Raw genomic sequence first — 13,303 nt, 5'->3', positions numbered from 1 at the left:
GAAGGGCGGCGGTCAGTCCTCGGCAAAATCAGAAACCGAGGCTGAAACTGATGGTCATGGCGTGGTCCTTGTTGTCGTGGGACAACTGGCCGGAGTAACCGATACCCAGCTTGCCGGCGGGGCTGATCTGGTAATCCAGACCGGCCTCGACCAGTGCGCTGTCCTTGGCAATCGGTACGCCCTGAGTGGTAAACGTAGTGCCGCTGTCAATGAAGGTCAAGTCGGCATTGGGTTGGGTATCGCCGTAGGCATGTCGCCAGCCCAGTGCAGCGCGCGGGGTGATCTGCGAGCCGTTGGACAAGGTGATGCGCTTACCGGCGCGCAGGCCGACCGTGGAGAAAGTAACGTCCTGGCTGGCATCGGTTTTCAGGCGTGCGGCCCCCCCCTTCTCTTTGCCGGTGTCACTGTCATAGTTGACGTAAGACAGGCCGACGAAAGGTTCCAGCGCCACACCGGCAGTTTCCAGGGCGTAACCGACTTCACCGAACACCTGGGCACTCTGCGCGTCGTAATCGGCTTTCAGGCGATCGCTATAGCTGCCGACACTGACGTCCCGTTTGGTTTCGATCTTGTGCCAGCTGTACGCCGCGCCCAGACGCACTGCCACCGCATCGAACTGCGAGTTCACGTACGCCGCCAGGTGCGTAGTGTTCACCGAGGCATCGGACCGACGCTGGTCCACGCTCAGGTCGCTGCGGGTGTAACCCACGGCCGCACCGGCGCGCCATTGTTCGTCGAGCTGACGGTCGGTGCCGAGCATGAAACCGGACAGGTTGCGGTCCAGCCTGGCCGCATTGCTGTCGCCGTCCATGTCACCCCAGCCACCGAGAACGCGCATCCAGCCCACCATCTCCCCTTGGCAACCTTCGCTGCTCAGACGATTTTCGCTGGAGGCCAGCGTGCGCCGCGGATCGTCCTGAGCACTGCAACCCGGTTGACGCATGCGGTCGTTGAGGGCATCGCGCACGTACCGGGAGTCTTCAAGCATCGCACTGACGGTACTGGCGTGGATTTCCCCCGACAGGCTATCGAACGCTGAACGGGCGGAAGCCTGATCCAGATTGAGAATCTGGTAGTTCAGCGCCTCGGCCTCATCCTCGTCATCTCCCACATAAGCATCCAACGCGCCAGCGACACCGCGTTGGTTGGTGGTGTTGGCCACCTGGGCGAATGTCGTCTGATTTCGGGTAACGCTCAGCCCGACCTGGTTGGCGCTGTACACCAGCGCCGTGTTGAGGAACGCCAGGTTCGGCAGGCTGGTGGCGCTGAACGTGCCGTTGACCCCGCCGCCAGCGGTAATCAGCGAATACGTCTTGTCACCGGTGTAAGGCTGCAGGGTGTGCACTTGCAGCCCGCCGCCCAGGGTCGCCGTGCCGCCAACCGCGAGCACGGTGCTCGTTGGCGACGTCACCGTCAGGTCGAGCACACCGTCCGCGGCGTTGGTGAAATTACCCGCCACACTGAGCGTGCCAGCCGAAGCACCGGACTGCACCAGACCATGGTTGGTCAGCGAACCCACGCTGCCGTTGCCGCTCAAACCGGCGCCATTGGCCACAGTGACCTGACCGCCGAACGTGGTCGGATTGCTGCGATCACCCACTTGCAGCACGCCTTGCTCCACCGACACGGTCCCGCTGAATGGCTGGTTGCCGGTGATCAGCAACAGCCCGGCACCCTGTTTGACCAGACTGCCACTGCCATTGATGACACCGTTGAAACGACCATTGGTGTTCTGTGCGAACAGCATCCGCGCATTGTTGAGGAAGCGACCTTGCAGGCTGGTGGTGTTACCAGCCAGGGTGCCGCCGCTGATGGTGGTGCCACCGCTGTAGGTGTTGGCGCCAGTCAGCAGCAAGGTCCCGGCATCGAGTTTTTCGATCCCGCCAGTGCCCACCAAGGGTGCGTCGATCTGAGCGGTGACGCCGGCATTGACCCGTACGGCGGCCAGCGTGCCGTCAGCCGCATTGGTCGGGCTCAAACTGCCGCCGCTGCCTGCAACCAGGGTGTAACCGGGGTCGAGGAACTGCAACCCGGTGAACCCTTGATTACCCACCACAGTGACCGTGCCGCCCTGCCCGCCAAAGACCGCGAACTGATTGTTCGTGCCCTGGCTCTGCGTACCGTTGGGGTCGGTCCAGTTTGTGCCTGGCCCCCAGGTGCCGCTGCCACCGCTGATGGTGCCGTCGGCATTCGTCTTGCCACCGTTCCAGAATTGCACCTCACCCGGGGTGTTCTGCACCAGCAGGTTGACCTGATTGGCCACCGCGGTTTGCAGGAACAGGCTCGCGGGCAGTACGCCACCCGGCAAGGTGCCATAGCTCAAGCCGTTATCGGTCAGGCTGCCGCCGTAGCGGAACAGTTGATAGATACCGGTGCCGAAGGCATCGCCTTTGGTGATGTTCAGCGTACCGTCGAGGGTCAGGTTGCCGGCCACGTTGACCACGGTGGTCGAACTGGCGGCCTGGCCAAGGGTGAAGTCCAGTGTGCTGCCAGACGCCAGGCTCAATGCGCCGACCGACAACGGTGTCGCAGCGCCCCCCGCCGTCAGGCTCGCGCCATTGCTCAGTTGCACGGCACCCGCAATCTGGCCGCTGCCGCCGAGTTTGGCCCCCGATGCAACGTTCACACTGGTGCTGCCGAGGCTGCCATTGATCAGCAAGCCACCGGCCTGGACGTTGGTCGCACCGGTCAGGGCGTTAGTGCCGGTCAGCAACAAATCGCCGCTGCCGCTTTTGATCAATGCCCCCGTGCCGGTGAGGTTGCCGCTGTACGTGCCGTTGCTGTTTTGCGCGAACGTCAGGGACGCGTTGTTGAGGATCGCCCCTTGCAGGCTGCTGGTGTTGCCGCTGGTGCTGCCACCGTTGAGCGTGGTGCCGCCGCTGTAGGTGTTGGCGCCGCTGAGCACCAGCGCGCCGTTGCCGTTTTTCACCAGGCTGCCGGTGCCGCTGACGACGCCGCTGAGGGTCAGGTCCTGGCTGCCGGCCAAGGTCAATTGGGCCCCCAGATTGAGCGCATTGGCCAGTTGCAGCGCTACCAGGCTGTCGAGTTGTGCATTGCCGCCCACGCTCAGGGCAGCACTGCCCATCGCCGCGTTGTTGCCGAGGATCAACTGCCCGGCGTTGAGTTGAGTACCGCCCTGATAGGTGTTGATGCCTGTGAGGGTCAGGCTTGCCGCGCCATTCTTGATCAGGCTGCCCACGCCGCTGACGATGCCTCCCAATGTCAGTGCATTGGAGCCCGCCACGTTCAGCGCACCGTTCAGCACCGCGGCGTTGCTCAGGCTGACTGCGTTGTTACTGTCCAGCGTGGTGCCATTGGCGGCGGTCAACACACCACTGCCCAATGCGCTGTTGTTGCCGACGACCAGGCTACCGCCATTGAGGGCGGTGCCCCCGGTATAGCCATTGGCGCCACTGAGCACCAGGGTGCCGCTGTCGAGTTTGGCCAGCGTACCCGCGCCATTGATGGCCACGCCGAGGGTCGCGGTCACACCCGGATCGACACGGATGGCCGTGTTGCCGGTGCCGCCATTCACCGCCGTCAGTGTCCCGCCCGCCCCCGACACCACGTTGTAGCCGTTGGTGACGAATTGCAGACCGGTGATGCTTTGCGCACCGTTGACTGTGACCGTGCCCGCCGCGCCCTGGAACACCGCAAAGCTGTTGCCCCAGGCTTGATTGAGCGTGCCGTCCACATTCGTCCAGTTGGTGGTGCCGCTGCCCCACGTCCCGGTGCCGCCGTCGATGGCCCCGTTGCCGACCAACTGGCTGCCGTCCCAGAATTGCACCGTGGTGTTCGGCGCAGTCACCAGCACGTTGACCTGACTGCCGACCGCAGTCTGCACTTGCAGATCACCCGGCACCACACTGCCCGGCACGGTGCCGACCACCAGACCGTTGTCGGTGAGGGCGCCGGTGTAGTTGATCAGCCGATACACGCCGCTGCCGAAGCCGCCGATGTCGCTGACGTTCAAGGTGCCGTCAAGGGTCAGGTTGCCGCCGACATTGAGCAGCGAGGTGCCGCCGCCCGATACCGGAACCCCTAGACCGACATCCAGGTTGGCATTGGGTGCCAACACCAGCGAACCCACTGACAAGGTGTTGCCGCTGCTCAGGGCCAGATGACCACCGTTGGCGACCGTGACCGCACCGCTCAGGTTGCCGCTGCCGGTCAGGGTCCCGCCGCTGTTCACCGCTACGTTGGTGCTGGCCAGCGAACCGCTGAGGTCAAGCGTGCCACCGTTGACGCTGGTATCGCCGGTCAGGGTGCTGTTGCCGGTGAGGCTCAAGGTGCCGGTGCCGAGTTTGCTCAGCAGGCCACTGCCGGTCAGCACACCGTCGAAGGTGCTACTCAGGTTGTTGCCGCCGATGCTCAACGTGTTGCCAGCCCCGATCAGCGCCGTGCCGCTGCCGGTCAGGCTTGCGATGCTGGCAGAACCGCCGAGGTTGAGCTGGGTCCCGGTCGCCAGGTTGACCCCGGCGTTGTTGCCCAGGGCCGAACCGCCGAGGGTACTGAGGCTACCGCCGAGCACGTTGAACAACCCGCCAAAGGTGTTGGCCCCGCTGAGGGTCAGGTCCGCGCTGCCATTTTTGCTCAGGGTACCGGTGCCGGCCACCACGCCGGACAGGGTCAGGTTGTTGCTGCCCGCCACGTTCAGGGCCGCGTTGACGTTCACGCCGTTGACCAGGCTCAGCACCGACGTGCTGTCCAGCGTCGACGCGCCGCCGACGGTCAGCGCACCCGTGCCCAACCCCGCAGCGGCACCGAGAGTCAGTGTCCCGGCGTTCAATGTGGTGCCGCCCTGGAAGGTGTTGACGCCATTCAGGGTCAGGTTGGCGCTGCCATTCTTGGTCAACGCGCCGGTGCCACTGAGGACACCGCCGAGGGTCAGCGCGTGGCTGCCGCCAACGGCCAGGTTAGCGTTCAACGCAACGTTGTTGCCCAGCGTCAGGCCGGCGTTGCTGTCCAGGGTCGACGCCCCGGCGACCGTCACATTGCCCAACCCCAGTGCCGCCGTATTACCGACGGTCAGGGTCCCGGCGTTCAGCGTGGTGCCACCGAGGAAACCGTTGGCCGCGTTGAGGATCAGGTTGGCCGCGCCATTTTTGGTCAGGCTGCCCGCCCCGTTGATGGCGCCGCCCAGGGTCAGGTTGGCGGTGCCGCCGATGCCCAGGCTACCGGCCAGGTTCAGCACGTTGCTGATACTCACCGCACTGCTCGCATCCAGCGTGGTGCCGTTGGCGGCATTCAGCGCGCCAGGACCCAGCGCGGTGTTGGCGGCCAGGATCAACCCGCCCGCGTTCAGCGCGGTAGGCCCGAGGTAGGTGTTATTGCCGCCGAGGGTCAGGCTGGCCGCACCGGTTTTGATCAGGCCACCCGTGCCGCCAATCGCCCCGTTCAGGGTCAGCGCGTTACTGCCTGCCACCGTGAGGTTGCCCGCCAGATTCACGGCGTTGCCCAGCGTGACTGCCGTGTTGCTGTCCAGCGTGGTGCCTGCGGCCGCAGTGACCAGGCCGGTGCCCAGCGCAGTGTTGCTGCCCACCACCAACGTACCGCCATTGAGCAACGTGCCGCCGGTGTAGCTGTTGGCGCCGTTGAGCACCAGGGTACCGCTGTCGAGTTTGGCCAGGGTGCCAGAGCCGTTGATGGCCACGCCAAGGGTCGCGGTGGAACCCGGGTCGACCCGAATCGCCGCATTACCGCCCGTACCGTTGACCGCCGTCAGTTGACCCGCTGCCCCCGTCACCAGGTTGTAGCCGTCCGTGACGAACTGCATGCCAGTGAACGCTTGCGTGCCGGCCACGGTGACCGTTCCCGCCGTGCCCTGGAACACCGCGTAGTCACTGGCCCAGGTTTGATTGAGTGTACCGTTGGCCGATGTCCAGTTGGTGCTGCCAAGATTCCAGGTGCCGGTGCCACCGTCCACGGTGCCGTTAGGCGTGGTCTGGCTGCCGTCCCAGAAACGGATATTGGGGTTCGAGGCCGCGACCACCAGGTTGATCTGGTTGCCGACGGACGTCTGCACTTGCAGATCCCCCAGGCTGAAACCCACCGGGATGCTGCCGATGTCCAGGCCCAGATCTGTAAGGCTGCCGGTGTAGTTGATCAAGCGATAGACGCCCGTGCCAAAGCCACCGGCATCGGTCACGTTCAGCAGGCCGTCCAGCGTCAGGTTGCCGCCAACATTGAGCAAGGACGTGGTGGACGGTGCGCCCAGGCTCACATCCATATTGCCGGTGCTGCTCATCGCCAGGGAGCCTGCCGACAATGTGCTGCCGGAACTCAGGGCCAGGTGCCCGCCGCTGTTGATGCTCACTGCCCCCAGCAACGAGCCGGTGCCGGTCAGGGTAGCGCCCGTGTTGACGGCTACGGTGGAACTGCCCAGTGACCCGCTGAGGTTCAAGGTGCCACCGTTGACCACGGTGTTGCCGGTAATGCCGTTGGTCCCGGTCAGGTTGAAGGTACCGGTACCGACCTTGGTCAGGCTGCCAGTGCCGCTGATGTCGCCGCCGAAGGTACTGGTGGTACTGACACCGCCGACACTCAAGGTGTTGCCCGCCCCGATCAGCACACCGCCGCTGCCGGTCAGGCCCGCCAGGCTGCCGTTGGCCCCCACATTCAGACTCGCACCGGCGCTGATGTTCGCGCCGGAGGTGTTGCCAAAGGCGCCGGTGCTGGCGGTGCTTACGCTACCGCTCACAACGTTCAGCGCGCCTGTGAAGGTGTTGGTGCCGCTCAGGATCAGGTCATCCGGACCGTTTTTGATCAAGGCGCCGCTGCCGCTGATCACACCGCTCAAGGTCAGGCCATTGTTGCCCGCCACACTCAGGTCGGCATTCAACGCAAGCGCGTTGCCCAGTGTGAATGCAGCGCTGTTGTCCAGGGTGGCAGCGCCGCCGACGGTCAGTGCGTCGGTGCCCAATGCCGAGGCATTGCCCAGGGTCAGTGTCCCGGCATTCAGGGCGGTGCCGCCCTGGAAGGTATTGATGCCGTTGAGCGTGAGGTTGGCCGCGCCGTTCTTGATCAATTGGCTGGCACCGCTGATGACGCCATCCAGCGTCATGGCATGGGTGCCGCCAACCGTCAGGTTGGCATTCAGGGCCACGCCATTGTTCAGGGTGACCGCTGCGGTGCTGTCCAGAGTCGCTGCCCCGCCCACCGTCAGTGCGCTGGTCCCCAGCGCCGAACCGTTGCCGACCGTCAGGGTGCCGGCGTTGAGCGTGGTACCACCAAGGAAACCGTTGGCACCGGTGAGAATCAGGTTGGCCGCACCGTTCTTGACCAAACTGCCCGCGCCGTTGACCAGGCCTGCCAGGGTCAGGTCTGCCGTACCGCCAACCGTCAGGGCACCGGCCAGGTTCACCTGATTGTTCAGGGTCACGGCCGTGTTGGTGTCCAGTGTCGTTGCGGCTGCCGCGTTCAGGGCACCGCTGCCGAGCGCGCTGTTGTTGCCAACGATCAGTTTGCCGACGTTGAGCGCGGTGTTGCCCAGGTACCCGTTGGCGCCGTTGAGAATCAGGTCCGCCGCGCCGTTCTTGATCAACCCGCCGACGCCGTTGATCACGCCGCCCAGGGTCAGGCCGTTGGTGCCCGCGATGGTCAGGTTACCACCCAGGTTGACGCTATTGCCGAGGGTCGTCGCCGTGCTGGCGTCGAGGGTCGTACCTGCCGCAGCGTTCAACGCCCCAGTGCCCAGCGCAGTGTTGGAGCCGACGATCAACGAGCCGCCGTTGAGTGTCGTGGTGCCCTGATAGGTATTGTTGCCGCTGAGGGTCAGGCTTGAACTGCCGGACTTGGTCAAGCCTCCCGCGCCACCGACCACACCGCCCAGGGTCAGGGCATTGGTACCTGCGACGGTCAGGTTGGCGTTGAGGTTGACGGCATTGTTCACCGTCAACGCGCTGCCGCTGTCCAGGGAACTGGCGCCCGCCACGGTCAGGGCGCCGGTGCCCAGCGCCGTCGCATTGCCCAGCGTCAGCGAGCCTGCGTTCAGGGTCGCGCCCCCCTGGAAGGTGTTGGCACCGTTGAGGGTCAGGTTCTGCGCGCCGTTCTTGATCAATTGACTGGCGCCGCTGATCACGCCGTCCAGGGTCAGGGCGTTGGTACCGGCCAGGGTCAGGTCGGCATTGAGGACAACGTCATTGGCCAGGGCAATGCCCGCGCTGTTGGCGAGGGTCGCCGCACCGCCAACGGTCAACGCGCCACTGCTCAGCGCCGCGTTGTTGTTTACCGTCAGGGTTCCGGCGTTGAGCGTGGTGCCCGCGAGGAACGTATTGGCGCCGCTGAGGATCAGGTTGGCCGCGCCATTTTTGGTCAGGCCACCGCTGCCGGCGATCACACCGCTCAGGGTCAGGTCAGCGCTGCCGCCCAGGTTCAGGTTGCCCGCAAGATTCAGCGCGTTGCTCAGCGACACCGTCGCATTGGCATCCAGCGTAGTGTTGCCTGCCGCGTTCAAGCTTCCCAGGCTCAACGCCGAGTTCGAGCCGACAATCAGTGAACCCACGTTCAGCGAGGTGTTGCCGAGAAAGCCATTGTTGCCGCTGAGCGTCAGGGCCGCGCTGCCGTTCTTGATGATCCCGCCAGCACCGTTGAGCGCCCCCGTAAGGGTCAGTGCCTGGGAGCCGCCGAGGGTCAGGTCCGCCGCCATGTTGACGTTATTGGCCAGGGTGACGCCGGTGGTGGCGTCCAGCGTGGTGCCTGCGGCAGTGTTCAGGGCCGCCGTCCCCAGCGCGGTGTTGGAGCCGACCAGTAACCGGCCACCATTGAGTGAGGTTGGTCCCTGATACGTGTTGTTGCCCGTCACCGTCAGGTCAGCCGAGCCGTTCTTGATCAGCCCCCCGGCGCCGGAGATCACGCCGCCCAACGTCAGTGCGTTGTTGCCCGCGGTGCTCAGGTTGGCATTGAGCGTCACGTTATTGGCCAGGCTCACCACCCCGGAGGTGTCCAGGTTCGCGCCGCCGTTGACGATCAGCGCTCCGGTGCCCAGCGCATTGTTGTTGCCCACCGTCAGGGTGCCGGTGTTCAGGTTTGTCGTGCCGGTGTAGCCGGTGTTGTTGCCGCTGAGCGTCAGGCTGCCGCTGCCGCTCTTGTTGATCCCGCCGGTGCCACTGACCTGCCCCGCCAGCGTCAGGCTGCCCGTGCCGGTGGTGGTCATGTTGCTGTTGAGGGTGATGAGGTTGTTCAGCGTGACCGTCCCCGGTGCCGACAACGTGGCCGAGCCGCCGAAGGTCACCGTCCCGGTACTGAACGCCAGGTTGTTGCCCAGCAGCACTGAACCGCTGTTGATCGTGGTGTTGCCGCCGTAGGTGTTGGCCGCGCTGAGCGTCAGTTGACCGGTGCCGTTCTTGGTCAGGCCGCCACTGCCCGAGATCACGCCGGACAACGTCACGCCGTTAGCCCCTTGCAGGGTCCCGCCGCTGCTGCCCAGGGTGATCAGGTTACTGAGGTTCAGGCCGGCGTTGCTGGCCTGCAAAATCCCGCCATTGAGGGTGAGCACGCCACTGCCGAATGTCGCGTTGTTGTTGAACAGCGAAACACCGCCGTTCAGCGTGGCGCTGCCGCTGACCAAGGGCCCTTGCAAGGTCCAGGTGCCACTGTCGACCCGCAGGTTATTGAAGTTGATGTAGTTGGCGCTGGACACCGTGCCGACACCCGAAGTGCCGCCGCCGACCCCGATCGGGTTTTGCAGGATCAGGTTGTTGCTGCCACCGGCACCACCGTCGATCTGGCCCGTTGGCGCAAACGTCAGGTCGATACCGATCAGACCGCCCAGGCTCAACCCGGTGCCGCCCCCGGCAGAGATGCTCGACCCGGTCACCGCGGTGAAGGTGTTGGTGCTGCTGGCGCCCATCGACACACCGCCGCTGATGGCGCTGGTGTTGATGAAGGAGTTGCCACCCGCCGAAGACTCGAACGCCACGCGCCCGACAATGGAGCCCGTGTTGATCATGGAAACCTGCGAGCCGCCGTACACCGCCACCACCGGCGCATTGGAGCCGGTCAGGGTCAACCCGAGCAAGGCGGATGAATCGATGGTGCCGCTGTTGGAAATGTTCGTCGTGCCGCCGACCCCGTTATTGATACTCAGCGCCATGCCGTCGAGCGTGGTGAGGTTCAGGCTCAGCACGTCTGACGAGCCGCGAAGAACGCCCGTGCCGGCGTTACTCACATTGACGGTGGAAGCGGCCGCGTTGCCGATCACGACACCGTTGCTCAACAGGGTGATCAGCCCGGCAAAGGCCGGGTCGATGGTCCCGGCGTTGTTCAGCGTGATGTTGTTCCCGATCAGGTTCAACGCAGTCCCGCCCAGGACTGCGTTGAGCCCGGCACCACTGGCCACATTGACGGTCAGGTCATCGACTGAACTGGAAAAGGTGTTGAGCAGTAACGGCAGTGTCGGAACACCGGTGCAGGTTACCGTGCCCCCTGGTGCCGGACTGGCAGGCGAGCAGGCGGCCAGCGCTTGCGGGCTGGCAAGGCCCAGGAGCAACCCGGCAAGCCCCAGGCGCACGGCCATGGAAAGAGGGGAAATATGACCGATAACATCCATGACCTGACGTTTACCCACGCTCAACTCCTTGTAGGGTCAAACTCTTCATCCATGAATGCGTGCACAGCCCACTTCAACACCTTGAATTAACACGCATCAACTTCGAACACCTGACCGTGACGACAATGAATCATTGCTCAGCAACTTAGACGAGACTTCCCCTTCTGCATAACTTCCGGGTCTGTTAAATAGCATTAATACTTTAGTTAAAAGTGATCTATCTACTCGTCACCAGTTCCAATAACTCACTTTATTTTCAATGAGTTATAAACAACCACCGCTCACTGAAGCGACTGCTGTGGCACTCCGCCACACCCCGCTGTCCCGTTGTCGACCCTCGGCGCCCCGCGCGCTGACCAAAACGTCAGCTAACGCACAAAACTCCCCATTTTTTCAAATGGCTGTTCCAAATTGGTACGACACATGCAAACGTTTGCGCCAGTTGCTTGAACGGTTCATCCCGACACGTCCGTTCCCGCTTCGCCAAACCCCGCACGAACAAGGATTTTCAATGCACCTCACCTCCCCACGCACCGCGTCGCACAACCGTTTTGCTGTTTCCCTGCTACTGAGCGCCGTTACAGGACTACTCAGCCACAGCGCCCTGGCACAACAAACCACCATTGACGAATCTGCCCAGGGTGAAACCTTGAGCGCCGAAGCCAGCCCGCCGAAAAAGGGGGCTTACCTGTCGGACTGGTTCAACCAGGACCTGATGATCATCGGCAGCAAGGACATCAGCTTCGGGCCGCAACCGGCCGACGATATCTACCTGGAATATGAATACTTCGGCCGCAAGGGCCCGTTCGAACTCTATGGCTACGTCGACATCCCGAAGATTTTCGACATCGGCAACAGCCACGACAAAGGCGTCTGGGACCACGGTTCGCCGCTGTTCATGGAGCACGAACCGCGCATTTCCATCGACTACCTGGCCGGCCGCAGCCTGGCCATCGGGCCTTTCAAGGAATGGTATGTGGCCTTCGACTGGATCTACGACCACGGCAGCCGCACCGCCAACCGCGCCAACACCTTGTACAGTGGGCTGGGCACCGACATCGACACCCACTCGCGGGTCAACCTGTCGGCCAACGTCTATGGGCGCTACCAGTGGGAAAACTATGGCGCCAGCAACGAATATTCCTGGGACGGCTATCGTGCACAGCTGAAGTACATCGTGCCGATCAGCAGTTTCAGCAACGGTGCATCGCTGACTTACATCGGCTTTACCAACTTCGATTTCGGGTCCGATCTGCACAAGGACAACCCGGCGCGCACCGCCAATGCCACGGTGGCCACCAACGTGTTGCTCTACTCCTTCACCCACCTGCGTTTCACCCTGGTCGGGCGTTACTTCCACAACGGCGGCAACTGGGATGATGGCAGCGAGTTGAACTTCGGTGATGGCAACTTCCGCGCGCGTTCCGATGGCTGGGGTTACTACGCCGGGGTCGGTTATCAGTTTTAAGTGGCACTGTTCAATCGACAAGCTGCCTGCAGCTTGTCTTGCATGCAGTTCCCGTTCGGCAATCGGAGTGAATTATTCAGCACCGCAGCGATCCCTCTATAACAACAAGGAGGAATACGGGCTCTATGAACAGCGCAAAACTTTTCGTCATTGAATACACCCTGCATGGCGTCGCCAAATCTTTCATCATCCGCCAGGAGAAGATGGACAACGCCCAAGCCTGGCACTGGGCCAGTTGTGATGCAGGGGTCGGTCGGATTGGACGTTTCGGGCGCGAACAGGTGAAAAAAACCACCCAGCCACTGGCGGAAAAGTTCGGCATCGAAAACGTCACCTGGCGGCCGACGCGTTAATCCTTGATCAGCCCGACACTGAGTGTGGAGCCACGACGAGCTCCACGCTCAGGCAGTCGCGGTCAACCATGAGCGCCCTTGGCGCACTTGCAACCGCTGCCAGCGCAGGCTTCGCCGTGTTCATGATGCTTGGCACAGCCTTCACAGCAATAGTGCTTGCCGTGGCGAACAATCGAATGCTCTCCCAGTTTGCAGGTGCAATTGGGGCAGGCGCAGGTTTCTGCTTTCATCAGTCTGACTCCAGTGTGAGGGTCGTCCGGACACCGCCGTACAGCCATGCCCGAAGCACCGACCGCCCGCACCTGAACGCAAATTACCTAACGGCGAGAACGGTCGTTACTCAGAGCAAAGCGTAGTCGACGCCCACCGATGAGGTGCACACCCTTTCTAGCCTGAAACAACACGCCAAAGACAGGTATGCTGTGGCGATCTGCCACGCAGGGCCCCGATCAGAGGAACCCGATGAAAACCGCTTGCCCACCCGTTCTGCACCCTGACGACCGCGTCGTGTTGTTCGACGGTGTCTGCAGATTGTGCAACGGCTCGGTGCGTTTCCTGATCGCCCACGACCCTCACCAGAAAATCAAACTGGCCTCGATGCAATCGCCCCAGGGGCAAGCGCTGTTGAATAGATTCAACCTGCCCACCGAGCAATTCCAGAGCATGGTGTTCATTGAACACAACGTGGCATTTGAACGCTCGGACGCGTTCATCCGAATGATGCGCCACCTGCCGTGGCCATGGCGGGCGCTCAGCGCGATCCGGGTGATTCCACGTCCCGTGCGTGATTGGGTTTACGACCGGATAGCACTCAATCGCTATCGGCTATTCGGCCGTCACGATGTGTGTCTGTTGCCAGACCCTGCGCATCAAGGTCGGTTTCTCGATGATCGGGGTTGAGTTGTAACCCCTGCGCTCTACCTTCTGCCCACG

The 13,303-nt window shown here is 63.1% G+C and carries 5 protein-coding genes; 3 read left to right on the top strand and 2 right to left on the bottom strand.

Annotation, left to right across the window (positions count from 1 at the left end):
• Positions 1-28: 28 nt before the first annotated feature.
• A complete protein-coding gene (locus AC1Z1G_RS11320) occupies positions 29-10,516 on the bottom strand; it encodes an autotransporter-associated beta strand repeat-containing protein (RefSeq protein WP_483627807.1) in 10,488 nt (3,495 codons plus the stop codon).
• Positions 10,517-11,060: 544 nt separating this feature from the next.
• On the opposite strand from AC1Z1G_RS11320, the gene AC1Z1G_RS11315 reads away from it, so the two are divergent.
• Together AC1Z1G_RS11315 and AC1Z1G_RS11310 are read left to right on the top strand one after the other, a co-directional pair.
• Positions 11,061-12,017, top strand: coding sequence for a nucleoside-specific channel-forming protein Tsx (locus AC1Z1G_RS11315; protein ID WP_483626994.1), 957 nt, complete (start codon positions 11,061-11,063; stop codon positions 12,015-12,017).
• A gap of 125 nt (positions 12,018-12,142) precedes the next feature.
• The gene (locus AC1Z1G_RS11310; protein WP_483626993.1) at positions 12,143-12,370 is read left to right on the top strand and encodes a DUF6555 family protein; all 228 of its coding nucleotides are present in this window, start codon (positions 12,143-12,145) and stop codon (positions 12,368-12,370) included.
• A 62-nt stretch (positions 12,371-12,432) separates the two neighbouring features.
• On the opposite strand, the gene AC1Z1G_RS11305 is transcribed toward AC1Z1G_RS11310, so the two are convergent.
• Positions 12,433-12,600: a metallothionein gene (locus AC1Z1G_RS11305; RefSeq protein ID WP_347905466.1), complete on the bottom strand. Its 168-nt coding sequence runs from the start codon at positions 12,598-12,600 to the stop codon at positions 12,433-12,435.
• Positions 12,601-12,832: 232 nt separating this feature from the next.
• Here AC1Z1G_RS11305 and AC1Z1G_RS11300 point away from each other — a divergent pair, with 232 nt between their 5' ends.
• A complete protein-coding gene (locus AC1Z1G_RS11300) occupies positions 12,833-13,270 on the top strand; it encodes a thiol-disulfide oxidoreductase DCC family protein (protein WP_483626992.1) in 438 nt (145 codons plus the stop codon).
• Positions 13,271-13,303: the final 33 nt, after the last annotated feature.

The organism is Pseudomonas sp. JL27(2026), from assembly GCF_056933555.1.
This window is presented reverse-complemented; position numbering and strand designations above follow the sequence as displayed.

Excerpts from the sequence above, each read along its gene's own strand:
- AC1Z1G_RS11305 (WP_347905466.1), bottom strand. The coding sequence starts at position 12,600 with ATGAAAGCAGAAACCTGCGCCTGCCCCAATTGCACCTGCAAACTGGGA.
- AC1Z1G_RS11315 (WP_483626994.1), top strand. The coding sequence starts at position 11,061 with ATGCACCTCACCTCCCCACGCACCGCGTCGCACAACCGTTTTGCTGTT.
- AC1Z1G_RS11310 (WP_483626993.1), top strand. The coding sequence starts at position 12,143 with ATGAACAGCGCAAAACTTTTCGTCATTGAATACACCCTGCATGGCGTC.
- AC1Z1G_RS11300 (WP_483626992.1), top strand. The coding sequence starts at position 12,833 with ATGAAAACCGCTTGCCCACCCGTTCTGCACCCTGACGACCGCGTCGTG.
- AC1Z1G_RS11320 (WP_483627807.1), bottom strand. The coding sequence starts at position 10,516 with ATGGCCGTGCGCCTGGGGCTTGCCGGGTTGCTCCTGGGCCTTGCCAGC.